At 65.7% G+C, this 24,159-nt stretch carries 21 protein-coding genes; 15 read left to right on the top strand and 6 right to left on the bottom strand.

The window, feature by feature from the left end:
• Both QA639_RS29170 and QA639_RS29165 read right to left on the bottom strand, forming a co-directional pair.
• Positions 1-1,011 (bottom strand): MraY family glycosyltransferase, encoded by a 1,011-nt coding sequence (locus QA639_RS29170; RefSeq protein WP_050384632.1) that lies wholly within the window; start codon positions 1,009-1,011, stop codon positions 1-3.
• Between the two features lie 10 nt (positions 1,012-1,021).
• Entirely contained in the window at positions 1,022-2,008 is a 987-nt protein-coding gene (locus tag QA639_RS29165; RefSeq protein WP_253589835.1) for a lysylphosphatidylglycerol synthase transmembrane domain-containing protein, read from the bottom strand.
• A gap of 352 nt (positions 2,009-2,360) precedes the next feature.
• Between QA639_RS29165 and QA639_RS29160 the strand changes: the two genes are divergently transcribed.
• From QA639_RS29160 to QA639_RS29135, 6 genes are all read left to right on the top strand, one after another.
• The gene (locus tag QA639_RS29160) at positions 2,361-3,773 is read left to right on the top strand and encodes a mannose-1-phosphate guanylyltransferase/mannose-6-phosphate isomerase (RefSeq protein ID WP_283087840.1); all 1,413 of its coding nucleotides are present in this window, start codon (positions 2,361-2,363) and stop codon (positions 3,771-3,773) included.
• A gap of 251 nt (positions 3,774-4,024) precedes the next feature.
• Positions 4,025-5,041 carry a Gfo/Idh/MocA family protein gene (locus QA639_RS29155; RefSeq protein WP_283087839.1) on the top strand — a complete coding sequence of 339 codons (1,017 nt, stop codon included), beginning with the start codon at positions 4,025-4,027 and terminating at the stop codon, positions 5,039-5,041.
• Between the two features lie 32 nt (positions 5,042-5,073).
• Positions 5,074-6,225, top strand: a complete 1,152-nt coding sequence (locus QA639_RS29150) for a DegT/DnrJ/EryC1/StrS family aminotransferase (protein ID WP_283087838.1) — start codon at positions 5,074-5,076, stop codon at positions 6,223-6,225.
• Between the two features lie 43 nt (positions 6,226-6,268).
• Complete coding sequence (murJ, locus tag QA639_RS29145; protein ID WP_157343098.1) at positions 6,269-7,798, top strand: murein biosynthesis integral membrane protein MurJ; 1,530 nt, start codon at positions 6,269-6,271, stop codon at positions 7,796-7,798.
• Between the two features lie 128 nt (positions 7,799-7,926).
• Positions 7,927-10,236 carry a xanthine dehydrogenase family protein molybdopterin-binding subunit gene (locus QA639_RS29140; RefSeq protein WP_283087837.1) on the top strand — a complete coding sequence of 770 codons (2,310 nt, stop codon included), beginning with the start codon at positions 7,927-7,929 and terminating at the stop codon, positions 10,234-10,236.
• A gap of 103 nt (positions 10,237-10,339) precedes the next feature.
• Complete coding sequence (locus QA639_RS29135; RefSeq protein ID WP_028338286.1) at positions 10,340-10,786, top strand: c-type cytochrome; 447 nt, start codon at positions 10,340-10,342, stop codon at positions 10,784-10,786.
• 149 nt (positions 10,787-10,935) lie between these two features.
• On the opposite strand, the gene QA639_RS29130 is transcribed toward QA639_RS29135, so the two are convergent.
• On the bottom strand, positions 10,936-11,358 hold the full coding sequence (locus tag QA639_RS29130; protein WP_028338285.1) for a CHRD domain-containing protein: 423 nt from the start codon (positions 11,356-11,358) through the stop codon (positions 10,936-10,938).
• Between the two features lie 158 nt (positions 11,359-11,516).
• Between QA639_RS29130 and QA639_RS29125 the strand changes: the two genes are divergently transcribed.
• Complete coding sequence (locus QA639_RS29125) at positions 11,517-12,446, top strand: c-type cytochrome (protein WP_050384637.1); 930 nt, start codon at positions 11,517-11,519, stop codon at positions 12,444-12,446.
• A 122-nt stretch (positions 12,447-12,568) separates the two neighbouring features.
• Here QA639_RS29125 and QA639_RS29120 read toward each other — a convergent pair whose 3' ends face one another.
• Positions 12,569-12,814, bottom strand: a complete 246-nt coding sequence (locus QA639_RS29120) for an Lrp/AsnC ligand binding domain-containing protein (protein WP_016845986.1) — start codon at positions 12,812-12,814, stop codon at positions 12,569-12,571.
• Positions 12,815-13,009: 195 nt separating this feature from the next.
• On the opposite strand from QA639_RS29120, the gene thiD reads away from it, so the two are divergent.
• The 4 genes from thiD (at position 13,010) to QA639_RS29100 (ending at position 17,157) form a co-directional block, all read left to right on the top strand.
• On the top strand, positions 13,010-13,807 hold the full coding sequence (thiD, locus tag QA639_RS29115) for a bifunctional hydroxymethylpyrimidine kinase/phosphomethylpyrimidine kinase (protein ID WP_157343103.1): 798 nt from the start codon (positions 13,010-13,012) through the stop codon (positions 13,805-13,807).
• 403 nt (positions 13,808-14,210) lie between these two features.
• Positions 14,211-15,023, top strand: a complete 813-nt coding sequence (locus QA639_RS29110; protein ID WP_028338282.1) for a UDP-2,3-diacylglucosamine diphosphatase — start codon at positions 14,211-14,213, stop codon at positions 15,021-15,023.
• Entirely contained in the window at positions 15,020-16,111 is a 1,092-nt protein-coding gene (locus QA639_RS29105; RefSeq protein ID WP_028338281.1) for a glycosyltransferase family 4 protein, read from the top strand. Before QA639_RS29110 ends, QA639_RS29105 begins: the two co-directional genes overlap by 4 nt.
• A gap of 56 nt (positions 16,112-16,167) precedes the next feature.
• Entirely contained in the window at positions 16,168-17,157 is a 990-nt protein-coding gene (locus QA639_RS29100; protein ID WP_028338280.1) for a threonine/serine dehydratase family protein, read from the top strand.
• Between the two features lie 289 nt (positions 17,158-17,446).
• Here the strand turns inward: QA639_RS29100 and QA639_RS29095 are convergent, their stop codons facing one another.
• Positions 17,447-18,733, bottom strand: a complete 1,287-nt coding sequence (locus QA639_RS29095; RefSeq protein ID WP_157343107.1) for a hypothetical protein — start codon at positions 18,731-18,733, stop codon at positions 17,447-17,449.
• A 75-nt stretch (positions 18,734-18,808) separates the two neighbouring features.
• Between QA639_RS29095 and QA639_RS29090 the strand changes: the two genes are divergently transcribed.
• A complete protein-coding gene (locus tag QA639_RS29090) occupies positions 18,809-19,981 on the top strand; it encodes an MFS transporter (RefSeq protein ID WP_283087836.1) in 1,173 nt (390 codons plus the stop codon).
• On the opposite strand, the gene dgcA is transcribed toward QA639_RS29090, so the two are convergent.
• Positions 19,978-20,979, bottom strand: a complete 1,002-nt coding sequence (gene dgcA / locus QA639_RS29085; protein ID WP_283087835.1) for an N-acetyl-D-Glu racemase DgcA — start codon at positions 20,977-20,979, stop codon at positions 19,978-19,980. The two genes, QA639_RS29090 and dgcA, sit on opposite strands and share 4 nt — an antisense overlap.
• A 141-nt stretch (positions 20,980-21,120) precedes the next feature.
• On the opposite strand from dgcA, the gene QA639_RS29080 reads away from it, so the two are divergent.
• From QA639_RS29080 to QA639_RS29070, 3 genes are all read left to right on the top strand, one after another.
• Complete coding sequence (locus QA639_RS29080; RefSeq protein ID WP_283087834.1) at positions 21,121-22,254, top strand: MlaE family ABC transporter permease; 1,134 nt, start codon at positions 21,121-21,123, stop codon at positions 22,252-22,254.
• 2 nt (positions 22,255-22,256) lie between these two features.
• Positions 22,257-23,027, top strand: coding sequence for an ABC transporter ATP-binding protein (locus QA639_RS29075; protein WP_028338275.1), 771 nt, complete (start codon positions 22,257-22,259; stop codon positions 23,025-23,027).
• Positions 23,028-23,145: 118 nt separating this feature from the next.
• A complete protein-coding gene (locus QA639_RS29070) occupies positions 23,146-24,012 on the top strand; it encodes an MlaD family protein (protein ID WP_018272595.1) in 867 nt (288 codons plus the stop codon).
• Positions 24,013-24,159: the final 147 nt, after the last annotated feature.

Below are 24,159 nucleotides of genomic sequence, written 5' to 3'. Positions count from 1 at the left end.
TCAGAGCGGTCGGGAGAACCGCCGCAGCTGCCAGGCGACGGCGAGCGCGCCGGCCAGCAGCAGCGCGATGTCTGCGGTGAGCGAATTGAGCGCGACCGAGGCGAATGCGAGCAGCGCCAGCACTGCGTTGAGCGCAAACACCTCGCCGACGACGCGCCACACCGTGAATCCGTTGTCGGTCGCGCGCTGGTAGAAGTGCGAGCGATGCGCGGCCCAGAAGGGCTCGCGCCGCGCCATGCGGCGAAACAGCGTGACCGTTGCGTCCGTCAAATAGTACAGCGGCAGCAGCAGCGCGGCGGCGAACTGTCGATGCAGGGCGAGCTCGAGCAGGCACCAGCCGAGCAGCAGGCCGATCGGCAGGCTGCCGACATCGCCCAGGAATATCCTTGCGACCGGTCGGTTGAACGGCGCGAAGCCGAGCAGCGCGCCGCACAGCGCCGCCGCGACCAGCGCGGGAGCTGCGGGGAGATAGCCGAAGCTGCCGAGCAGCGCGATCGCCACGGTGATCGGCACGGCCTCGGCCGCGGTCATCAGGTCGAGCCCGTCCATGAAGTTGACGAGGTTCACGAACCAGAGGCCGGCGATCAGCAGCAGGCCGCGTTCGAGCCAGACCGGGCCGGCCGGAACCAGCCTGAGACCATCAGGCGCGGAAAACACCACGGCCGCAACGGCGGCGGCCTGCAGCAGCAGCCGCGGGACGACGGGCAGCGAGCGGATGTCGTCGGCAAAGCCCACCACTGCGATGAACAGGCAGGCTGCGAAGACGATGAAGGGAATTGTCAGGTCCTGCGATCCGGCCAGGACGATGACGATGCCGCCCGCCAGCAGCGTCGCCGCCGTGACCGCGATGCCGGCACCCTGCGGCGTTGGAATACGGTGCGACGAGCGCGCATTCGGCTTCGCCAGCGCCACACGCAGCAGCAGCGGCCGCGTCGCCTGGATCAGGACAGCCGAGATCGACGCAGCCAGAACCGCAGCGATCAATGACAGGAGGATTTCGAAAGCGCTCATTCTGGTCCGGCTATTGCGATCCCGGGACTCGCGATTGCGATCCCGGGACTTCGATCGGTTCGGTGCCCTTGGCGGCCTTTTCCGGGCTCAGGATCCACACCAGGCCGCCAAACACGCCAACCACGAACGATACCGCGCCGAACAACAGCGAGATGTTGACGCCCTCATTGGCGATCAATCCGGCGTAGCCGAAGGCTAGCGCCATCGTGGCCTCGCGCACGCCCCAGCCCGCGATCGAGATCGGCATCATCGTGATCAGCATCACTGGCGGCAACAACTGGAAGATCTGGCCGAAGGTGACGGGGGCCGTGATCGACTTTACCACGCACCAGGCGATCACGACGGTCACCACATGAATGGCGATCGAGAGAATTGCGACCCTCAATCCGTGCTTGCGGCTGAACAACACCCGGTTCGCGATGACGGCGCAGGCGTGGATGTGATGCGTCGCCCACCATTGCTTCAGCCAGGCCCATGGCAACACGCCGATCAGCAGGAAGCCAAATCCGGCCGCGAGTGCGGCGAGGTCGAGAAGCAGCAACGCCATCCAGCCGTGGGAATCGGAAATCAGCCGATAACTCCAGGGCAGGGTGGCGGCGATGACGACGGCGAGGGCGATCAGTCCGATCGCGCGGTCCACGAAAATCGAATAGGTGGCTGCTCGCCAGCCCGCACCGGCGCGCGCGACGAGCCAAAGCCGGACTGCGTCGCCACCGATCGAAGACGGCAGCGTCTGGTTGAAGAAGGTGCCGATCACGTTGAAGCGCATGGCCTGGCCGGTCTCCAGCGGGGCGCCGCACTCCACGCTGATCTCCCGCCAGCGCAACACCCCGAGGAAGATCTGCAGGAACGTGACCGCGATCGCGAGGCCGAGCCAGCCCAGGCTCTCGACCTGGATACGGGAGGCAAGGTCGTACAGATTGACCTTGCGCAGCGAGAAATACAGCAGCGCGGCCGAGATCAGGATCTTGACGGTCGAAAGCAGGATTCGGCGCATTTCCGTTCGCGCTGCCAGGTTTCAGAATGTGTCAAAAACAGCGCAAAACGCTTTCGCGCGCCCAAATTCGTCGCCTTGGTATGGTTTCCGCGCCGATCTGGCAATACCCGTACTGGTCCCTATTGCGGCAGGCGCGAAGGGGTGGCTAAAGAGGCCGGAACGGGGGACGGCCGGCCACTCACCGGGGGTTTACGTTACCGGTAAAATCCGACCAGACGCGCGGGAGCGCGTGCTACTGCTTGGATAGTGCTTCCGAGGCAACAGGGCCGCCGGCCGCGACGGCCCGGGCCGATTTGGTGTGTCGTCCGCAGGCGGATACGACAGGACTTGCACGACAGGATTTGAGGCATCGATGGATCGACGAATTATTCCCCTGATCATGTGCGGCGGTGCAGGCACGCGATTGTGGCCGGCGTCACGCGAGGTGCATCCGAAACAGTTCCTGTCGCTGTTCGGGGCCCGCTCGACCTTCCAGGAGACGCTGCTGCGGGTTTCCGAGACCGGCCTGTTCGAGCGTCCGATCGTGATCACCAACGAGGCCTATCGCTTCATGGTGCTGGAGCAGCTGGCCGAAATCGGCCGCGAGGCCGACGTGCTGCTGGAGCCGATGCGCCGCGACTCCGGGCCGGCGATTGCGGCCGGTGCGGCGTTCGCGCAGAGCCGCGACAGCGAAGCGATCGTGCTGGCGCTGGCCGCCGACCATCTGGTGCGGGACACCGCGGCCTTCGTCGCCGCGTGCCGCGGCGGATTGGTGGCTGCGGACGCCGGCCGCATCGTGACGTTCGGCGTCAAACCCGAGCGGCCGGCCACCGAATACGGCTACATCAATCCGGGTGAGGTGGTCGCCGGCGAGGTGCGCGCGGTGGCGAAGTTCGTCGAGAAGCCGGATGCCGCGACGGCGGCAGGCTATATCGATGCAGGTTATCTCTGGAACAGCGGCAACTTCATGTTCCGCGCAAGCGTGCTGCTCGACGAGTACCGCAATGTCGATTCGGACAGCGTGGCCTCGGTGGAGCTGTCGGTTGCGTCGGCGGCACGCGATCTCGGCTTCGTCAAGCTCGATGCGCAGGCCTTCGGCGCGGCGAAGGCGATCTCGATCGATTACGCAGTGATGGAGAAGACATCGCATGCTGCGGTGGTGCCGGTGGCGTGCGGCTGGTCAGACATCGGCTCGTGGCGCCAGGTCTGGGAGCTCGCCGACAAGGACAGCCTCGGCAACGCGGCGCGCGGCAAGGCGGTGTTCGAGGACTCTCGCAATTGCAACGTCTCGACCGACCGGGCGCTGGTTGCGCTCGAAGGCGTCGACGATCTCGTCGTGGTCGCGACCCAGGACGCCGTGCTGGTGTCACGCCAGAAGGACGCAAACGGGCTGAAGCGGCTGGTCGCGAAATTGAAAGTGGCGGCGCCGGAGGTGACCGAGAACCACATCAAGGTGCATCGCCCCTGGGGCTCCTATCAGTCGGTCGACAATGGCGATCGCCACCAGGTCAAGCGCATCGTCGTCAAGCCGGGCGGACGGCTGTCCCTGCAGAAGCACCATCACCGCTCCGAGCACTGGATCGTGGTGCGCGGCACCGCGCAGGTCACCGTCAACGAGCTGATCAAGACGGTGCACGAGAACGAATCGATCTACATCCCGATCGGCGCCGTGCACCGGCTGGAGAACCCGGGCAAGATCCAGCTCGAGCTGATCGAGGTGCAGACCGGCAGCTATCTCGGCGAGGACGACATCATCCGCATCGAGGATGACTATCGGCGCACCTGAGGCGAACGTGGCCCGCGCTCAAGGTCGAGTCGCGGGCGATGTAACTCTTTGAATCAAAACGTGTCCGGATTTCGCCGTTGGCATTCGCCACATTTGTGACGCCGTGCTATAGCGGCTGCCAACGAAGCGGGTCGTGATTTGCGCCAAAGGCGCGGATCGGGCAGAGGGGCCTTGGTGCTGATTCCCTCGGAGCCGGGATGGCTCCCTGAGAAGCCGGGACAACCGCCAGAACGTTACTTGGGGTCTACGATATGAATGCAAAAGTGTCCGCAGCCGGCGCGAAGGCCGATATCGGCCGCGCATTGCGCGTTGGCGTGATCGGCGCCGGCGTGATGGGCAGCAACCATGCCCGCGTGCTGGCCGGACTGCCCGGGGTGCTGTTGATCGGCATCGTCGATCCGCTGCCGGAACATCGCACGCGCGCCGTCGACCTGGTCGGCTGCCGCGCCTTCGAAAGCCTCGATCAGCTGTTCGCCGAGGGCATCGATGCGGTGACGATCGCAGCTCCCACCCATCTGCATCACGAGATCGCGCTCGCCTGCATCGCGCGCAACATTCACATCCTGGTCGAGAAGCCGGTCGCGTCCACGGTCGAAGAGGGCCGCGATATCGTCGCGGCCGCCGAGCGGGCCGGCGTCACGCTGATGGTCGGCCATGTCGAGCGCTTCAATCCTGCGGTCGCCGCGATCAAGCAGGCGATCTCGGGCGAGGACATCCTGTCGATCGGTATCACCCGGGTCGGCCCGTTCCCGCCGCGAATGTCCAATGTCGGCGTTGTGATCGATCTTGCCGTGCACGACATCGACCTGATCCGCTGGTTCACTGAGTCCGACATCGTCGAGGTGCAGCCTCAGCTTTCGAGCGCCGTCGCCGAGCGCGAGGATATCGCGCTGCTGCAATTCCGTACCGCTTCCGGCGTGCTCGCCCACATCAACACCAATTGGCTGACGCCGTTCAAGGCGCGCAACGTGACGGTCGCAACCCGCGGCAAGTATGTGATGGGCGATCTGCTCACGCGTCAGGTCACCGAATGTTTCGGCTTCAAGCCGGACGGCAGCTATTCGATGCGTCATCTGCCGGTCGGTCACGACGAGCCGCTGCGCGCCGAGCTGATTGCCTTCCTCGATGCCGTACGCGGCGGCAAGCTGCCGGCCGTGTCCGGCGACGAGGGTGTGGCGAGCCTCGAGATCGCGATCCGCTGCCTGGAATCGCCCGCACGGCCCGCCGCCTCGACGATGCGCAAGGGACCGCGCCGCATCGCCGGCTGATTGTCATTCATTAACACGTGCAAAGAGCTTCCATGAACCAGCATATGCAGCTTGAGCCCATTCCCTTCATCGATATCGCCGCGCAGCGCCGGCGGCTCGGCAAGTCGATCGATGACGCGGTCGCGCGTGTGCTCGACCATTGCCAGTTCATCAACGGTCCCGAAGTGACCGCGCTGGAGAAGGCGCTGGCGGACTATAGCGGCGCAAAGCACGTGGTCAGCTGTGCGAGCGGCACCGACGCACTGCTGATGGTCCTGATGGCGAAGAATGTCGGGCCGGGCGATGCGGTATTGTGCCCGACCTTCACCTTCTGTGCGACCGGCGAGGTCGTGACGCTGACCGGAGCGACGCCGGTTTTCGTCGATGTCGATGAGGAGACCTTCAATATCGACATCAATTCGCTGAAACGCGGCATCGCGACGGCGCGCGCGCGCGGGCTGAAGCCGGTCGCCGTGATCCCGGTCGACCTGTTCGGCCAGAGCGCCGATCACGATGCGATCGCCGCGGTCGCCGAGGCCGAGGGCCTGTTCGTGCTCGATGACGCCGCGCAGGGCTTCGGCGCAACCTACAAGAACCGCAAGCTCGGCACCTTCGGGCTCGCGACCGGGACCAGCTTCTTCCCGGCTAAGCCGCTCGGCTGCTTCGGCGACGGCGGCGCGATCTTCACCGACGACGAGGAGCTCGCACGCACGCTGCGCAGCATCCGCGTGCACGGCCAGGGCTCGGACAAGTACGACAACGTGCGGCTCGGCCTCACGGCGCGGCTGGACACCATGCAGGCGGCGATCCTGCTCGAGAAGCTGAAGATTTTCGACGACGAGATCGCGGCGCGCAACAGGGTGGCGGAGCGCTATTCGCGCGCGCTCGGCAACCTCGTCGCGGTGCCGCGCCTTGCCCCGGGCTGTACCTCGGTGTGGGCGCAATACACCATCCGTCTGTCCGACGGCATCGATCGCGACACCTTCGCGGCTGCCCTGAAGGCGCAGGGCGTCCCGACCATGATCTACTATCCCAAATCGGTGCACCAGCAGACGGCCTACAGCCACTATCCGGTTGCCGACGGCGGCCTGCCGGTCAGCGAGCGGCTGTCGAAGGACGTCATCGCCCTGCCGATGCACCCCTATCTCGACGAGGCGACGCAGGACCGCGTCATCGCGGCTGTGCGCAGCGCGCTTTCGGCCTGATAGGAAACTTTTTCAGACCGCAATCATGCGCTAGAAGCAGCGCATGCTTGGGCGCATCTTCACCGTCGGCGGCTATACCCTGCTATCGCGGGTCACCGGGTTCGCGCGCGACATCATGCTCGCGGCGATCCTCGGTGCCGGGCCGGTTGCCGACGCCTTCTTCGTGGCGCTGCGGCTGCCCAATCATTTCCGCGCGATCTTCGCCGAAGGCGCCTTCAACGCCGCCTTCGTGCCGGCCTATGCCCACGTCCATGGCGAGCGCGGCGAAGCGTCGGCGCGGCTGTTCGCCGACCGCATCTTCACGCTGCTGTTCGCCTCGCAGGTGATCCTGCTGGCGGTGGCGATGGCGTTCATGCCGCAGGCGATGAGCATCCTCGCGCCGGGCTTCACCGAGGACGCGGCGCAGCGCAAGCTCGCGATCGAGCTGACGCGGATCACCTTTCCCTATCTGCTGCTGATCACGCTGGTGACGCTCTACGGCGGCATGCTCAACGTGATGCATCGCTTCGCCAGCGCCGCCGCGGCGCCGATCTTCCTCAACCTCGCCATGATGATGACGCTGGCGCTCGCGGCGTTCTTCCCGAGCGCGGGCCACGCCGCGGCCTGGGGCGTCCTGATCTCGGGCTTCCTGCAATTCTTCCTGCTCGCCGGCGACCTCGCGCGCCATGGCGGCCTGCCGCGGTTCGCGCCCCTGAAGCTCGACGAGGACGTCCGCGGCTTCTTTCGCGCGCTGGGGCCGGCGACGTTGGGCTCGATGGGCACGCAGGTGGCGCTGTTCGCCGATACCATCATCGCGACCTTCCTCCCCGCAGGCGCGCTGTCGGCGCTGTATTATGCCGACCGCCTCAATCAATTGCCGATCGGCGTGATCGGGATCGCGATCGGCACCGTGCTGCTGCCGGAGATGTCGCGGCGGCTGAGCGCCGACGACCACGCCGGCGCGATGGCCGCGCAGCGCCGCGCCTTCGATTTCACGCTGCTGTTCTCGGTGCCGTTCGTGGCGGCGTTCCTGACCGTGGCCGATCCGATCATGCGCGCGATGTTCGCCCGCGGCGCGTTCTCCAAGGCCGATGCGGCAAGTGCCGGGGCCACGCTCGCGGCCTACGCGGTGGGGCTCATTCCCTTCGTGATGATCCGCAGCGCGGTCGCGACCTTCTACGCCCGCAAGGACACCGCAACGCCGGTGAAAGCGGCGCTGACCGGGGTCGCGGTCAACGTCGCGCTGAAGATCGCGCTGGTCGGCTCGCTGGCGCAGGTCGGGCTCGCGCTCGCGACCGCAATCGGGGCCTGGGTCAATCTGCTGCTGGTGCTGATGTTTGCCGTGCGCCGCGGCTACCTCGCGCTCGATCGCGCGCTGATCCGCTCCTTCGGCACCTTCGCGCTATGCGGCGTGCTGCTCGCGGTCGCGCTGTGGCTGACCTCGCATTTCGCTTATGTGTGGTTCGCGCCGATGCAGATCTTTCGCGACGAGCTGATCCTGCTGCTGCTGATTGCGGTCGGCGTCTTCGTCTATGCCCTCTCGATCCTCACTCTGTTCGGCCGCGGCTGGCTGTTCGCGCTCCGGCGCGTATAGTTTTACCTGTCAAATCAAAAGCATAGGAGGCCGCTGTGTGATAGCGCCGCGAGCGGCGGAAAGCGGTTTGCGCTTCGCCGACAACCACGCCAATATGCGCAAAACACACCAAGGCAATTGGAGAGACGATGGCAGCTCCCATCAAATTCGGCGTCGGACAAAGTGTGCGGCGCAAGGAGGACGACGCCCTGATTCGCGGCAAGGGCCGCTACACCGACGACGTCGCACCGTCTCCCGCATTGCACGCGCTGATGCTGCGCTCGCCGCATGCGCACGCGACCTACACGATCGATGCCGGCAAGGCCCGCGGCATGCCCGGCGTGGCGCTGATCCTGACCGCCGCCGACGTCGCCGAGCTCGGCGGCCTGCCGTGCCTGTTCAACCTCGAAACCGATCCGTTCACCGCGCCGCCTTATCCGATCCTCGCCAAGGACGAGGTGCGCCATGTCGGCGACGCGGTGGCCTTCGTGGTCGCCGATACCGTCGATCATGCCCGTGACGCGATCGAGGCGATCGACGTCAAATGGACGCCGCTGCCGGCGGCGGTCGGCCTCGTCAATGCGGTGAAGAAGGACGCGCCGCAGGTCTGGCCGGACAAGCCCGGCAACGTGCTGTTCGACGTCTCGATCGGCGACAAGGGCGCCGCCGAGGCCGCGTTCGCCAAGGCGCATGCGGTGGCCGAGATCACCATCGTCAACCCGCGCGTCATCACCAATTTCATGGAGACACGCGCCGCGGTCGCCGAATACGACGCCAAGAAGGATCATCTGACGCTGACGATCGGCAGCCAGGGCAGCCACCGCCTGCGCGAGATCCTCTGCGACATGATCCTGAAGATGCCGAAGGAGAACATGCGGGTGATCTGCCCGGATGTCGGCGGCGGCTTCGGCACCAAGCTGTTTCCCTATCGCGAATATGCGCTGATCTCGGTCGCGGCGCGCAAGCTCAAGAAGAGCATCAAATGGACGGCCGAGCGCTCCGACCATTTCATGGGCGACGCGCAGGGCCGCGACAATCTCACCACCGCGAAGATGGCGCTCGCCGAGGACGGCAAATTCCTCGGCATGGATGTCGACCTGATGGGCGACATGGGCGCCTATCTCTCGACCTTCGCGCCCTACATCCCGCATGGCGGCGCCGGCATGCTGCCGGGCCTCTACGACATCCAGGCCTTCCACTGCCGGGTCCGCACCGTGTTCACCAACACGGTGCCGGTCGACGCCTATCGCGGCGCCGGCCGCCCGGAGGCCGCCTATGTCATCGAGCGCCTGGTCGATGCCGCCGCGCGAAAACTCGGCATGACGCCGGACGCCATCCGGCGGAAGAACTTCATTCCTCTGAAGTCGCTGCCCTACACGACAGCGACCGGCAAGGTCTACGACTCCGGCGACTTCGTCGCGCATATGAAGCGCGCGATGGAGATTGCCAACTGGAAGGAGTTTCCGAAGCGCGCCAAGGCCGCCAGGAAAGAGGGCCTGGTGCGGGGCATCGGCATGGCAAGCTATGTCGAGGTCTGCGGCACGATGGGCGAGGAGACCGCCAATGTGGCGCTCGATTCCAATGGCGATATTGCGGTCCTGATCGGCACGCAGTCGAGCGGGCAGGGCCACCAGACCGCCTATGCGCAGATCGTCGCCGAGCAGTTCGGCGTGCCGCCCGAGCGCGTCCATGTGCTGCAGGGCGATACCGACAAGATCGCGACCGGCCTCGGCACCGGCGGCTCGGCATCGATTCCGTCCGGCGGCGTCAGCGTGCAGCGGGCGACGCATGATCTCGGCAACAAGCTGAAGGAACTCGCGGCGCAGGCGCTGGAGGCCGGCGCCGGCGACCTCGAAATCGCCGACGGCCGCATCCGCATCGCCGGCACCGACCGCTCGATCAGCTTTGCCGATCTCGCCAAACGCCCCGGCGGCGATACGTCGAAGATGAATGCGAGCGCGACCTTCGCCAGCGCCGACGGTACCTATCCGAACGGCACCCATCTTGCCGAGGTCGAGATCGATCCCGCCACCGGTATCATCAAGATCATCAGCTACTTCATCGTCGACGATTTCGGCGTCACGCTCAATCCGCTGATGCTGGCGGGCCAGGTTCATGGCGGCGCGATGCAGGGCATCGGGCAGGCGCTGATGGAGCAGGCGGTGTACAGCCCGACCGACGGTCAGCTCGTCACCGGCACCTTCATGGACTATGCGCTGCCGCGCGCCTCCGACGGGCCGTCCTTCGTGTTCGAGACCCACAACGTGCCCTGCACGACCAATCCAATGGGCGTGAAGGGCGCGGGCGAGGCCGGCGCGATCGGCTCGTGCCCGGCGGTCGTCAACGCGATCGTCGAGGGGCTGCATCGCGAGTACAAGATCGACCACATCGACATGCCCGCCACGCCTGAACGGGTCTGGATCGCGATCCGCGAGGCGCAGCGCCGCCATAATCTCTGATAAATTGTCGCAGGCGGAATGAAGATTCCGCCTGTGGTGTTTTGCAAACCAGGCCGGCCGCAGATCGCGGACCGGGACAGAGCGGAATTGAGGGGTTTTGCCGATGAAGCGGATTGTCGTCGTTGCTGCAATGCTTGCGTTGAGTGCTGGTGCTGTCGTGGCCGACCAGAATCAGGTCAAGCAGACCCAGGCCCAGATGAAGGAGACCGGCAAGAACGCGGGCGCAATCGCGGCAATGATCAAGGGCGAGAAGCCCTACGACCAGGCGGCGGTCGATGCTGCGCTGGTGAAGTTCGAAGACACCGCCAAGAAGCTGCCGACGCTGTTCCCGGCAAGCAGCAAGGGCCTCAAGCCGGATGGCGACTATTCCGCCGCGCCGAAGATCTGGGAAGACAAGGCCGGCTTCGAGCAGCACATCGCGAGCTTCGCCAAGGCCGTCGCCGATACCAAAGGCAAGGTCAAGGACCTCGACACGCTGAAGGCGGAAATGCCGCCGCTGTTCAAGCAGTGCGGCGGCTGCCACGAGACCTATCGCCTCAAGAAGGGCTGATCGCCGTTCGGCTCATCGTCGTTCGATCAATGAAAAGGGCGGACGCTTTGAGGCGTCCGCCCTTTTTTGTGTCGGCCGTTTCTTGTTGGAGCGCGTTCGCGACGATTGCTTGGTCAGGATTGCTTGGTGGCGGATTATTTCGTCACTTGTTATTTGGTCACTTGGCCGCGGATCTCACCGCCCGGATTGGCCGCGGTGTGGACGTTGACATAGTACTTGCCTGCGAGCAGATCGGCGGCCTGCGCGTCGGTCAATGTTGCGCTGCCTTCGACCGGGCTCGACGTCGCGTTCGGGATGGCGACCGCGACACCGGAATTCTTGCCGGCCTCGGCGGGGCCGTGGAAATGCGCGGCGGTGGCCGGACCCGAGAGGCCGGAATAGGTCAGCTTCCAGCTCAGCTTCTTGCTGGCGGCATCGTAGTCGATGTCGGCGGTGCCGGTGGCGGTGCTGGTATTCGGCGGCACTTCGCTCTTGCTGTCCAGCTTCGCCGTGAACTTCTCGGCAAAGGCCGGACCGGCGAGGGCGATCGCGGCGCCGAGCGTCAGCGTGGCAAGCAAGGTCTTGTTCGACATGGTTCTCTCCCCTTTGACGTCACATGATGGTTGCAAACAGCAGCTTTTCGGATTTATTCCCCAAATGATCGTGGGTGCGGCAAATTTGATGCGAGCTTGTCCGACTGGTTGCCATCATACTGGTCCATGAACTGACGCGACCAATGACGGATCGGTGAATGCTGCGACGAATTTTCCTCCTGGCGATTCTGGCCGGCGTAATCGGCTTTGGCGTGTTCTGGTGGCTGACGATCCCCGCGACCGTTGCCGCCGGCGCGCTGCCTGCCTATCAGCCTGACCTGGCCAACGGCCTCACAACGTTCAATGCCGGGGGATGTTCCTCCTGCCATGCCGTGCCGAAGCAGGACGACCGCACGCGGCTCGGCGGCGGGCTCGCGATCCCCTCGCCGTTCGGCACCTTCTATGCGCCGAACATCTCGCCCGACCCGAACGACGGCATCGGCCGCTGGAGCGAGGCCGATTTCGTCACCGCGGTCATGAAGGGCACCTCGCCGTCGGGCGCGCACTATTTCCCGGCGTTTCCGTATCCGTCCTATCAGCACGCCAAGGTCAGCGATGTGCGCGACCTGTTCGCCTATCTGAAGACCTTGCCGCCGGTCGCCGGCAAGGTGCGCGACCACGATTTGCCGTTTCCGTTCAACGTCAGGCGCAATGTCGGCGTCTGGAAATTCCTGTTCATGAACGGCAAGCCGTTCATCGCGGATGCAAGCCGCTCGGCGCATTGGTATCGCGGCGCCTATCTCGTCAACAGCTTCGGCCATTGCGCCGAGTGCCACAGCCCGCGGAATGTCCTCGGCGGCATCGTCACCGCGCAGCGCTTCGCGGGTGGTCCGAATCCGGAGGGCGAAGGCTGGGTGCCCAACATCACGCCGAGGGGGATCTCGGACTGGAGTGTGAAGGATATCGCCTATTTCCTCGAGAGCGGCCAGACGCCGGACGGCGACTCCGCCGGTGGGTCGATGGTGCGTGTGATCCGCAACACCTCGCAACTGTCGTCGTCCGACCGCGACGCGATCGCCGAGTACATCAAGTCGCTGCTGCCGGTCGAGGGGCCGCCGAAGCCGGTGAAGAAGGAGAAGGAGTCGTAAAGCGGGATGGGTTTTGGTTGAATCGGCTCGCCGCGGTTTCGGTTCACCTCTCCCAAGGGAGAGGTGAACTTTCGACGCCGTTCAAGCTCGACCTGATCTCATCATGCTCTCGCGGGCGCGTCCTACTTCGCGCCGAACGCCTTGAAGGTGATGATCGTGAGGGTGTCCTGGATGCCCGGGATCACCTGAACCTTCTCGTTGATGAAGTGGCCGATGTCGGTGTCGTGGTCGACGTAGAACTTGACCAGGAGGTCGTAGTTGCCCGCGGTGGAATAGATCTCGGACGCAATCTCGGCCTCCGCCAGTGCATTGGCGACGGTGTAGGACTGGCCGAGCTTGCATTTGATCTGGACGAAGAAAGGAACCATCAAAGTCGTCTCCGGGGATTTCCGCGACTATAGGCCCAAAACGGGCGGCCAAGGCAAGGGGGCGAGGCGAGGGGTCAAGGCGAGGCCAACTTGCGGTAAAGTCAGGCGAACTTGCTGCCGATCGGCGGCCGGGCTAGGACAGGCCATGGTCTTGTTCGTGATGGTCTCATTCGTATCAACCGCTGGTGCTGCAAGATGACGCCGGTCGCGCTCACCATTGCCGGCTCGGACTCCTCGGGCGGGGCGGGCATCCAGGCCGACCTCAAGAGCTTTGCGGCGCTCGGGGTCTATGGCGCCTCCGCGATCACGGCGCTGACCGCGCAGAACACCACGGGGGTCAGCGGCATCCATCCGGTGCCCGCGTCATTCGTCGCCGCCCAGATCGATGCGGTGTTCTCTGACCTCGAGGTCGGCGCGGTCAAGATCGGCATGGTGGCGCAGGCCGAGACAATTGCAGCGATCGCCGATGGGCTGAGGCGCTGGGCGCCGCGCCATGTCGTGCTCGATCCGGTGATGGTCGCTACCTCCGGCGATCGGCTGCTTGCCGCCGAGGCGGTCGATGCGCTGAAGACCCTGCTGTTTCCGCTGGCCTCGCTGATCACGCCGAACCTGCCGGAAGCGGCGGCGCTCTTGAACGAGCCGGTCGCCTCAAGCGAGGCCGACGTCGAGCGACAAGGCAAGCGATTGCTGGCGATGGGGTGTCGTGCGGTGCTGGTCAAAGGCGGCCACGGCCACGGCGCCGACAGCATCGACTATCTGATCGACGCCGAGCGCAGCATCGCGCTGGCTGCGCCGCGGATTGCGACCGCCAATACGCATGGCACCGGCTGCTCGCTGTCCTCGGCAATCGCAGCAGGGCTCGCGAAGGGCGAGAGCATGGAGACCTCCGTGCGCAACGCCAAGGCCTGGATCACCGAAGCAATCGCCGCCGCCGATCGTTTTGCCGTCGGCCACGGCCATGGGCCGGTGCATCACTTTCACAAATATTATTGAAGCCCGGAGCTGCGTAGCCCGGATGGAGCGCAGCGAAATCCGGGAACAGATCATCCGCGGACGCAGAACCCCGGATTACGCTTAGCTTCATCCGGGCTACGTCGTCTTCGTTCACTGAAGATGGAGCCCGTCATTGCGAGGAGCGATAGCGACGAAGCAATCCATTTCCCCGCTTGCGGCGCAATGGATTGGTTCGCGTCGCTCGCAATGACGGTAGATCAGCGTTCCTGTGCATTTCAGTGCCTCTTCCACATAGTCGCGACCGCCGATGTCGCCAGATTGTCGCACGCTGCTGTTATCCGCAGGGAAGCGGCGTACTGCTGATTCTCGTTAACTGTTTGTGGGGCCTTGGGTCGCGGGGATCGTCATCGCCTTGTCACAGGAATCTGTTAGGTGCACAGGCATGGGAAGCGACTCCTTGAGTGAAGAAAGTCCCGAGCGGCACTTTCGCACTTTGTTTATCTCCGATGTCCATCTCGGAGCCCGCGGTTCGCAAGCAGACCGCCTGCTGGACTTCCTCCGCTCTCACGATGCCGACACGATCTACCTCGTTGGTGATATCGTCGACGGCTGGGCGCTGAAGTCAAACTGGTACTGGCCGCAGACCCATAACGATTTCGTGCAGAAGATGCTGCGCAAGGCGCGCAAGGGCGCCAAGGTGATCTACGTCCCGGGCAACCACGACGAGTTCCTGCGCAAATATTACGGCACGCATTTCGGCGGCATCGACGTGGTGGAGAACACCGTTCACACCGGCGCCGACGGCAAGCGCTACCTCGTGATCCACGGCGACATTTTCGATCTCGTGGTGCAGAACGCGCGCTGGCTCGCCCATCTCGGCGACAAGGCCTACGATTTCGCGATCCAGATGAATCGCTTCGTCAACTTCTTCCGCAAGATGTTCGGCGTGCCGTACTGGTCGCTGTCGCAATGGGCCAAGCTGAAGGTCAAGAAGGCGGTGAACTATATCGGCGCGTTCGAGGCGACGCTTGCCGGCGAGGCGCGGCGCCACGGCTGCGACGGCGTGATCTGCGGCCACATCCACTACGCGACGATTCATGACGAGCAGGGCATCCGCTACATGAATTGCGGCGACTGGGTGGAGAGCTGCACCGCGCTCGCCGAGCACGAGGACGGCCATTTCGAGATCATCACCTGGACCGACCCGGTGCGCCGGATCGCGCCGGTTCCGCGAGTGACGGCACGCGCTGCATGACGCATATCCTGGTCGCGACCGATGCGTGGCATCCCCAGGTCAACGGGGTTGTCCGCACGCTGACCATGATGGCACAGGCGGCGAAATCGCTCGGCGTCGAGGTGAGCTTCCTGACGCCGGACGAATTCCGCACCTTCGCGATGCCGAGCTACCGCGATCTGAGGCTGGCGCTGCCGTACCGGGCCAAGGTCGCAAGTCTGATCGAGGCGGCGAGGCCCGACAGCATCCATATCGCGACCGAGGGCCCGATCGGGCTTGCGGTGCGCCGCTACTGCCGCAAGCGCGGCCTGCCGTTCACGACGAGCTTCCACACCCGCTTCCCCGAATACGTCTCGGCGCGGACGCCTGTCCCGGAAGCCTGGGTGTGGCGGGCGCTGCGCTGGTTCCACAGGCCGAGCCGGGCGGTGATGGCGGCGACTCCGGCGCTGGCGGCCGAGTTGCGTCAGCGCGGCTTCCGCAACGTGGTGCTGTGGTCGCGCGGCGTCGATACCGCATTGTTCCATCCGCGCGACGTCGATCTCTGCCTGCCGCAGCCGGTCTATCTCAGCGTCGGCCGGGTGGCGGTGGAGAAGAATCTCGAGGCGTTCCTCGATCTCGATTTGCCGGGAACCAAGGTCGTGGTCGGCGACGGCCCGGCGCGGGCGGCGCTGGAGCGGAAATATCCGGACGCTGTGTTCCTCGGCGCCCGCCATGGGGAAGAATTGGCTGAGATCTACGCCGCGGCCGATGTGTTCGTTTTCCCGAGCCGTACGGATACGTTTGGTCTGGTGCTGCTGGAAGCGTTGGCCAGCGGCCTGCCGGTTGCCGCTTTTCCGGTCACCGGTCCCCGCGACGTGATCGGCGCGGCGCCGGTCGGCGTGCTCGACGCGGATCTGCGCCATGCCTGCCTGGAGGCGCTCAGCATCCCGCGGCAGGCCTGCGTCGATTTTGCCGCGCTTCACACCTGGCAAGCCTCAGCCCGGGTGTTCATCGACCGCTGCATGAACGTCCGCCCCGCGCCGCCAGACGGCGAGGGGGAGGCGCTCGAATTCGGTGCCGAAGAGCACCATTTTGTGGCGCTGCCGGCGACCCAGCCGACCTCACGCTAGTCAGGTCACGCTAAAGCGTCTTGCCCGCCAGCCCGGCGCCGCGATACAAATCGCGAATGACGGACACCGTTCTCAATCCACCCGTCGCTGCCGCGGACATCGATGCCGCCGCAAGGGTGGTCGCGCCGTTCGCGGTGCGCACGCCGCTCCTGACCTTCCCCGTTCTCAACGAACGCGTCGGCAGCCAGATTTTCCTCAAGCCCGAAATGCTGCAGCGGACCGGATCGTTCAAGTTTCGCGGCGCCTTCAACAAGCTCGCCTCGATCCCGCAGGACAAGCGGAGCGGCGGCGTCGTCGCGTTCTCCTCGGGCAATCACGCCCAGGGCGTCGCCGCTGCGGCCAAGATCCTCAACATGCAGGCGACCATCGTGATGCCTGCGGACTCGCCGATCACCAAGCGCGAGCGCACCAAATCCTATGGCGCCGAAGTCGTGCTCTACGACCGCGATCGCGACGACCGCGAGGCGATCGCCAACGGCATTGCCGGCAAGCGCGGCGCGACCTTGGTGCGCCCCTACGACGATCCCTTCGTGATCGCGGGCCAGGGCACCGCCGGCCGCGAGATCGCCGAGGACATGGCCGCGCTCGGACTGACGCCCGACATCGTGGTCGCGCCCGCTTCGGGCGGCGGATTGATCGCGGGTGTTGCGACCGCGGTGAAGGCGAAATACCCGCAGGCCCAGGTGATCGTCGCCGAGCCCGCGGGCTATGACGATCACGCCCTGTCGCTCAAGGTCGGGCATCGCGAGGCGCATCCGGTCGCGGCGCGCACCATCTGCGATGCGCTGATGGCGATGATGCCGGGCGAACTGACCTTCGCCATCAACAGCAAGCTGCTCGCCAATGGCGTCAGCGCCTCCGACGACGAGGTCGGCGCCGCCGTCGCCTTCGCCTATCGCGAGCTGAAGCTCGTGGTCGAGCCCGGCGGCGCGGTCGGGCTCGCGGCGCTGCTGGCCGGGCGGATCGATGCCAAGGGCAAGAACGTCGTCATCGTGCTGTCGGGCGGCAATGTCGACGCCGACCTGTTCGCGAAACTCGTCGCCTGACATCGGGTTAGGCGCAGATGCTGCCGCGGTACATGAGCTGGCTCGCGTTGCGCGTGCGGTTCATGGGACATGAATGCTTCGCGCCACTCGTCACGCGCGGGCTTGCCGCCTCCACTCACGCTTCGGCACGCCATCGCAACAAAGCCTCGGCGAAGCCCTTGGCTTGGCCGGGACTGTGCATCCATCTCAAAAGCTCTTTGATCGATGGATTGCCGGGGCATAGGCGAGCTCAAGCGACGCCTTCCTTCGGATGGTATGCCCGGCAATGACGAAGTACGAACGCCGGCGCCTACGAGAAGAACGCCATCTTCTCGGCCTGGCTCATGCGGCGGATTGGCGCGAGCGGGTCGTTGGCCGCAACACTCGGCCGTTTCAGCAGACCGCTGGCGATGATGGTCGAACCGAGTGAGATCTCTGCTGCGGGAGCAGGGGCAGGCTCAACCGCGGGCGGGAGAGGCGGTGGCATCACCAGAGTTTCGGCAATCGGCGCCGCAGCCACCGGCGGCGGCGCGATCTTGACCGCGAGTTTCGGCGTGGGCGCCGGTGCAGGCTCGTGCTGAATGGCCGGCGCAACCATTTCTGGCTCGGCCGCCATCGCCTCGGCGACGCGCAGCTCCTCGGCGGCGCGCATTTCCTCCGCGATCGCCTCTTCGTCGATTGGATCGGGCGCGCCCATCTCCATCGCGATCAGGTCGAGTACCGCTTCGTCATGGGCGTCGGCCGCCGCTTCGTCGGTGACGCGGGCGAGTTCCGCGGCTTCGGCTTCGGCCAGCGCGGCTTCAGCCTTGAGCCATGCCTCGCTCGGCTGCGGCATGACGGCCGTAGCGGCCTCAGCGCCGGGCACAGCGGCGGGAATCGCGGCTTCGACGTTCGGCGCCGCAGCGGCCTCCTGAGGCGGCGCTGGCGGCGTAGCGGCCATATCGGGGGCTGCACTTTCGGCCATCGGTGGCGGCGCGGAGGCCGCCGCCGGCGGCTCCGCAACTGGCGCCTCGGCCACAGCAGGCTCGGCCGCAGGCGTCGCCATCTTGTCCGGATCGAACTCGCTGAGGCGGCGGGCCAGCGCAGCGAAGGCGGCATCCAGCACGGCCTTGGCATCGTCCATCGAGACCTCGGCAGCACCGGCCTCGATCGCGCTGACCTGGGAATCGATGATGTCGCAGATCCGGCCGTCATTGCCGATCTCGCGTAGCCGCCAGGAGATCTCCCTGATCACCCGCACGCCCTTGCGCACCGGCGCGAGGTTCTGCTCGAAGCTGATGCCGTCGAGCGCGGCGATGGCGGAGGCCTGGGCGGCCTCGATCGCGCCGCGCAGGGCGGCCAGCGCCTGCGCCAGCTGCTCGTCCCTGATCGCCGCTGCGGCGGCTTGCCGCTGCGCGCTGAGGCTTTCCTCGATCCGCGCCACGGCATCGAGCACCATGCGGGTATCGGCATTGCGGTTGCGCTTGGCGTATTCGCCGAGGAACCAGCGGCCCCGCGAGGTCTCCATGAAGGCCGCGCTGATCGCGGCATAGTCCTCCTCGCTCGGCAGGGCCGCGCGGGCGGATATCGGCGACAGGGCGAATGCTTCTTCGGCCATCACAATCTCTCCGCGCAAATCACTGCGCGTTACGCTAACGATCACCACGATATCGCGCGAATCGCAATTGAATTGATGTCTTCCGAATCACAAATCCCCATTGCAGCAAAGGTTGCATCGCGGCGATTCGCGCGCAGCCTAGCGGCATTCTATGCCACGCTGTTCGGCATGACCGGGGTTCACCTGCCGTTTTTCACGGTGTGGCTGAAGGCGGTCGGCATCGACGCCACCTGGATCGGCATCATCACCGCAGTGCCACCGGTGACGCGCTTCACCGTGCTGCCGCTGGTCACCGCGGCGGCGGAGCGGCGTCAGATGCTACGCGGGGCGATCATCGCCACCGGATTCGCCACGGCGTTCGGCTTTGCCGTGATCGGCACCCAGCACCAGCCGTTCGTGCTGCTCGCGATCTATGCGCTGACCTGCTGCGTCTGGACGCCGCTAGTGCCGCTGACCGATGCCTATGCGCTGCGCGGCGTCAGGCAATTCGGCCTCAGCTACGGACCGCTGCGGCTCTGGGGCTCGGCCGCCTTCGCGGTTTGCGCGCTGCTGAGCGGCTTCCTGCTCCGCTATGTCGCGGAGGTCGACCTGATCCGGATCATCACGGCCGTGACGGTGCTCGGCGCGCTGGTCGGGCTGACGCTGCGGCCGCTGGGCCGCCCGGTGGCAGCCGCCACACCTGCAGCCGGCGCGCCAAAACTGCTGCGCAATCCCACCTTCCTTGCCATCATCGTCTCCTCGGCGCTGATCCAGGGCAGCCACGGCGCCTATTACATCTTCGCATCGATTGCCTGGCAGCAGGCCGGATTCAGCGGCCTGACGATCGCTTGTCTCTGGGTGCTCGGCGTGATCGCCGAGATCGTGCTGTTTGCGGCCTCGCCTCGCTTCACGTTGCCGTCGGCTGTGCTGGTGATGATCGCGGCCGCCAGTGCCGCGGCGCGCTGGGCGATCACCGCGCAGGACCCGCCGCTTGCGGTGCTTGCAATTGTGCAACTCGGACACGGGCTGAGCTTCGGCCTGACGCAGGTCGGCATCATGGGCCTGATGGTGCATCACGTGCCGGTTCACGTGATGGCGCGCGGGCAAGGCTATCTCACCGCCTGCGGCGGCATTGTCGCGAGCACCACGGCGATCGTCAGCGGCATGGTCTATGCGCGCTTCGGGCTCGGCGTCTACGACATGATGGCCGCGATGGCGGCCACGGGCGGGCTCGTGATGTGGCTGGCGCGTAAGCGTCTCACCGACTAGCCCCAGAGACCGGCGTCGGGCGGATAGACCAGGCTGCCCTCGTAGCGCAGGCCGTGGTCGCGGTCCTTCGCCAGCAGCAGCGGGCCGTCGAGATCGACGAAGCGCGCGGCTTGCGCAATCAGCATCGCCGGCGCCATCGCGAGCGAGGTCGCGACCATGCAGCCGATCATGATCTCGAAGCCGAGCGCACGAGCGGCGTCCGCCATCGCCAGCGCTTCGGTCAATCCGCCGGTCTTGTCGAGCTTGATGTTGACGGCGTCATAGCGGCCGCGCAGGCCGGCAAGCGAGCCGCGGTCGTGCACGCTCTCGTCGGCGCAGACCGCAACCGGCCGCCTGATCCGGCCCAGCGCCTCGTCCTTGCCCGCCGGCAGCGGCTGTTCGATCAGGGTGACGCCGGCATCAGCGCAGGCCGCGAGATTGGCGGCGAGGTTGTCCTCGGTCCAGGCTTCGTTGGCGTCGACGATCAGCTCGGATCGAGGCGCCGCCTTGCGCACGGCGGCGATCCGTGCGCCGTCGCCATCGCCGCCGAGCTTGATCTTGAGCAACTGACGATGCGCAGCCTTCGCGGTGGCCTCCGACATCGCCTCAGGCGTCCCGAGCGAGATCGTATAGGCGGTGGTGCGCGGCTCCGGTGCGGGTCGGCCGAGCAGGTTCCAGATCCGCCTGCCGGCGCGTTTGGCCTCAAGGTCCGCCAGCGCGCAATCCAGCGCATTGCGGGCGGCGCCGGCGGGCATCCGGGCCTGCAAGGCGATGCGGTCCATCCCGCCGGCGAGCGGTGCCTGCATCGCCTGGATCGCCTGCAGCGTCGCCTCGGGCGTTTCGGCATAGCGCGGGTAGGGTAGGCATTCGCCGCGGCCGGTGAGGCCGCCCTGGCTTACCTCGGCGACCACGACGACGGCCTCGGTCTTGGTGCCGCGGCTGATCGTGAAGGTCCCCGCGATCGGCCAGCGCTCGATCCGGCTGCTCAGGGAAATCGCTCCGGGAGGGGTGGAAGTCATTTTAAAGTCTACTATTTCCTGAACCGTAGCTTGCGACGCGCAACCAACTATGGCTGTTTAGCGACAGATTCGACAAGCCGATCCGGCAGCGCCGGAGATCAGCGTTAGCGGCAGCCAGCCGGCTTGAGGGGTGAGTTAGAGGTGAGCGGCGACCCGACACTGGAGCGGATAGCCCAAGGCGAAGGACTGGCGTTGTGCGCGGCGGGCAACTGGACGGCCCGCTTTGCTCCTGCGCTCGAGCGGATCGTCTCCGACGCGGAGAAGCTGCGCGGCAGCCGGCCGCACATCTTCATCGATGTCTCGCAGGTCGCGAGCCTCGACACCTTTGGCGCCTGGCTGATCGAGCGCCTGCGCCGCAGCCTCAGCGACGCCTCCGCCGAAGCCGAGATCGCCGGCCTCTCGGCCAATTATTCCAGCTTGGTCGACGAGGTCCGCCGCGTCGGCCCTGCGCCCAGGGTCGTCAGCGACCCGTTGTCGATATCAGGCATGCTCGAGCAGATCGGGCGCACCGTGGCCGGGATCGGCGGCACCATCATCGGCCTCGTCGACATGCTCGGCGCGGTGCTGGTGGCCTCCGGCAAGGTGCTGATCCATCCGCGCAGCTTCCGTCTGACCTCGACCGTGCATCACCTCGAGCAGGTGTGCTGGCGCGCGGTGCCGATCGTGGTGCTGATCACCTTCCTGATCGGCTGCATCATCTCGCAGCAGGGCATCTTCCATTTCCGCAGGTTCGGCGCCGACATCTTCGTGGTCGACATGCTGGGCGTCTTGGTGCTGCGCGAGATCGGCGTGCTGCTGGTCGCGATCATGGTCGCGGGCCGTTCCGGCTCGGCCTATACCGCCGAGCTCGGCTCGATGAAGATGCGCGAGGAGATCGACGCGCTGCGCACCATGGGCTTCGATCCGATCGAGGTCTTGATCCTGCCGCGCATGCTGGCGCTGGTGCTGGCGCTGCCGATACTGGCCTTCCTCGGTGCGATGGCCGCGCTGTATGGCGGCGGGCTGGTGGCCTGGCTCTATGGCGGCGTCGATCCGGAGGCCTTCCTGCTCCGCCTTCGTGACGCCATATCGATCGACCATTTCATCGTCGGCATGGTCAAGGCGCCCGTCATGGCGGCGGTGATCGGTATCGTCGCCTGCGTCGAAGGCCTGGCGGTGCAGGGTTCGGCGGAGTCGCTCGGACAGCACACCACCGCGTCGGTGGTGAAAGGGATCTTCTTCGTGATCGTGATGGACGGCGTGTTCGCGATCTTCTTCGCCTCGATCGGGATGTGATCATGGCGGAAGAGGACAACGACGCCATCATCCGGGTCCGCGACATCACGGTTCAATTCGGCAACACGCGGGTGCTCGACGGCCTCAACCTCGACGTCAGGCGCGGCGAGATCCTTGGCTTCGTCGGGCCCTCGGGCGCCGGCAAGTCGGTGCTGACGCGCACAATCATCGGGCTCGTGCCGAAAGTCGCCGGCCGCATCGAGGTGTTCGGTGTCGATCTCGATGCCGCGAGCACCTCGCAGCGCCGTGCCGTCGAGCGCCGCTGGGGCATCCTGTTCCAGCAGGGCGCGCTGTTCTCCTCGCTGACGGTGCGCCAGAACATCCAGTTTCCGGCGCGCGAGTATCTGCGCGTCTCGCAGCGGCTGCTCGACGAGATCATGGTGGCGAAACTGGTGATGGTCGGGCTGAAGCCGGAAGTCGCCGATCGTTATCCGTCGGAATTGTCGGGCGGAATGATCAAGCGCGTCGCGCTGGCGCGCGCACTCGCGCTCGATCCCGAGCTCGTGTTTCTCGACGAGCCGACCTCGGGTCTCGATCCGATCGGCGCCGGCGAGTTTGACGAGCTGGTGCGCACCCTGCAGCGCACTTTGGGGCTGACCGTTTTCATGGTAACCCACGATCTCGACAGTCTTTACACCGCGTGCGACCGTATCGCCGTTTTAGGGAACGGTAAGATCATTGCTGCAGGATCGATCGCCGACATGAAGGCGTCGCAGCATCCATGGCTGCAGCAATATTTCAACGGCAAGCGCGCCCGTGCCGTTGTGGCCTAGCCCATGATCCCGAAACCTGGAGCCGATTTTCGGACGAGATCATGCGCCAACAGGAATTCGACGGGCTCGAACGCAGCTGGCTGCGCGAGGGCCCAAGAGTGATCAACGCGAGTAATTGATGGAAACGCGGGCGAACTACGTCTTGATCGGGGCTTTCACGCTGGCGGTGATCGCCGCCGCATTCGGCTTCGTGCTGTGGTTCCAGAGCCTGCACACCACCAAGCAGCGCAGTCCCCTGCGGGTGATCTTCGAAGGGCCGGCGTCAGGCCTGCGCAACGGCGGTAATGTCAATTTTAACGGTATTCGGATAGGGGAGGTGGTCTCGGTGAAGCTCGACAACCCGCGACGCGTGGTTGCGCTGGCGATGATCGAGAACAACGCACCACTCCGCAAGGACACCCTGGTCGGTCTCGAGTTCCAGGGCCTCACCGGCGTCGCCGCGATTTCGCTCAAGGGCGGCGAGGAGGCCGCCCCGCCGGTGCCGCTGGACGAGGACGGCATCCCGGTTCTGACCGCCGACCCGAATGCGCTGCAGGACGTCACCGAGGCGATCCGCGCCACCCTGCAAAACGTCAACCGCATCGTCGCCGACAATCAGCAGTCGGTGAAGAATTCGCTGAAGAATCTCGAGGTCTTCACCCAGGCGCTGGCGCGCAATTCCGAGAAGATCGACAACGTCATGCTCAAGGTCGACGGCGTGATGGGCAAGGCCGACAGCCTGATGCTGGGCCTCAATGCGATCGCGGGCGGCAACAATGGCAGCGAGCTGAACCTGATGGTGAAGTCGATCCGCGAGCTCGCCGAGGATCTCGACAAGCGCTCCAATCTCCTGATCAACGACGGCCGCAGGACGCTGTCCGACATCAGCCGCGCGGTGAACAATTTCGACCGCAACCCGAGCCGGGTGATCTTCGGCGGCAGCAACAACGCCGCACCCGAGCCCGCGCCGGCACCAGCGGCACCCGGGCCGCGGCGGCGGCAATAAAGGGCGAATGGCGAACAGTTTCGCTGCCCGCTGGTCGCACTGTCATTCCGGGGCGGTCCGTAGGACCGAACCCGGAATCTCGAGATTCCGGGTTCGATGCTTCGCATCGCCCCGGAATGACGCTGTCGAGTCTTCGTCGACGCGAAT

Origin of the sequence: Bradyrhizobium pachyrhizi (assembly GCF_029714545.1) — a bacterium.
In the GTDB taxonomy this organism is placed as follows: domain Bacteria; phylum Pseudomonadota; class Alphaproteobacteria; order Rhizobiales; family Xanthobacteraceae; genus Bradyrhizobium; species Bradyrhizobium pachyrhizi.
Note: the sequence above shows the minus strand (reverse complement) of the source record. Positions and strands in the feature narration are given on the sequence as shown.

Excerpts from the sequence above, each read along its gene's own strand:
- QA639_RS29170 (WP_050384632.1), bottom strand. The coding sequence starts at position 1,011 with ATGAGCGCTTTCGAAATCCTCCTGTCATTGATCGCTGCGGTTCTGGCT.
- QA639_RS29165 (WP_253589835.1), bottom strand. The coding sequence starts at position 2,008 with ATGCGCCGAATCCTGCTTTCGACCGTCAAGATCCTGATCTCGGCCGCG.
- QA639_RS29160 (WP_283087840.1), top strand. The coding sequence starts at position 2,361 with ATGGATCGACGAATTATTCCCCTGATCATGTGCGGCGGTGCAGGCACG.
- QA639_RS29155 (WP_283087839.1), top strand. The coding sequence starts at position 4,025 with ATGAATGCAAAAGTGTCCGCAGCCGGCGCGAAGGCCGATATCGGCCGC.
- QA639_RS29150 (WP_283087838.1), top strand. The coding sequence starts at position 5,074 with ATGAACCAGCATATGCAGCTTGAGCCCATTCCCTTCATCGATATCGCC.
- murJ (WP_157343098.1), top strand. The coding sequence starts at position 6,269 with ATGCTTGGGCGCATCTTCACCGTCGGCGGCTATACCCTGCTATCGCGG.
- QA639_RS29140 (WP_283087837.1), top strand. The coding sequence starts at position 7,927 with ATGGCAGCTCCCATCAAATTCGGCGTCGGACAAAGTGTGCGGCGCAAG.
- QA639_RS29135 (WP_028338286.1), top strand. The coding sequence starts at position 10,340 with ATGAAGCGGATTGTCGTCGTTGCTGCAATGCTTGCGTTGAGTGCTGGT.
- QA639_RS29130 (WP_028338285.1), bottom strand. The coding sequence starts at position 11,358 with ATGTCGAACAAGACCTTGCTTGCCACGCTGACGCTCGGCGCCGCGATC.
- QA639_RS29125 (WP_050384637.1), top strand. The coding sequence starts at position 11,517 with ATGCTGCGACGAATTTTCCTCCTGGCGATTCTGGCCGGCGTAATCGGC.
- QA639_RS29120 (WP_016845986.1), bottom strand. The coding sequence starts at position 12,814 with ATGGTTCCTTTCTTCGTCCAGATCAAATGCAAGCTCGGCCAGTCCTAC.
- thiD (WP_157343103.1), top strand. The coding sequence starts at position 13,010 with ATGACGCCGGTCGCGCTCACCATTGCCGGCTCGGACTCCTCGGGCGGG.
- QA639_RS29110 (WP_028338282.1), top strand. The coding sequence starts at position 14,211 with ATGGGAAGCGACTCCTTGAGTGAAGAAAGTCCCGAGCGGCACTTTCGC.
- QA639_RS29105 (WP_028338281.1), top strand. The coding sequence starts at position 15,020 with ATGACGCATATCCTGGTCGCGACCGATGCGTGGCATCCCCAGGTCAAC.
- QA639_RS29100 (WP_028338280.1), top strand. The coding sequence starts at position 16,168 with ATGACGGACACCGTTCTCAATCCACCCGTCGCTGCCGCGGACATCGAT.
- QA639_RS29095 (WP_157343107.1), bottom strand. The coding sequence starts at position 18,733 with ATGGCCGAAGAAGCATTCGCCCTGTCGCCGATATCCGCCCGCGCGGCC.
- QA639_RS29090 (WP_283087836.1), top strand. The coding sequence starts at position 18,809 with ATGTCTTCCGAATCACAAATCCCCATTGCAGCAAAGGTTGCATCGCGG.
- dgcA (WP_283087835.1), bottom strand. The coding sequence starts at position 20,979 with ATGACTTCCACCCCTCCCGGAGCGATTTCCCTGAGCAGCCGGATCGAG.
- QA639_RS29075 (WP_028338275.1), top strand. The coding sequence starts at position 22,257 with ATGGCGGAAGAGGACAACGACGCCATCATCCGGGTCCGCGACATCACG.
- QA639_RS29070 (WP_018272595.1), top strand. The coding sequence starts at position 23,146 with ATGGAAACGCGGGCGAACTACGTCTTGATCGGGGCTTTCACGCTGGCG.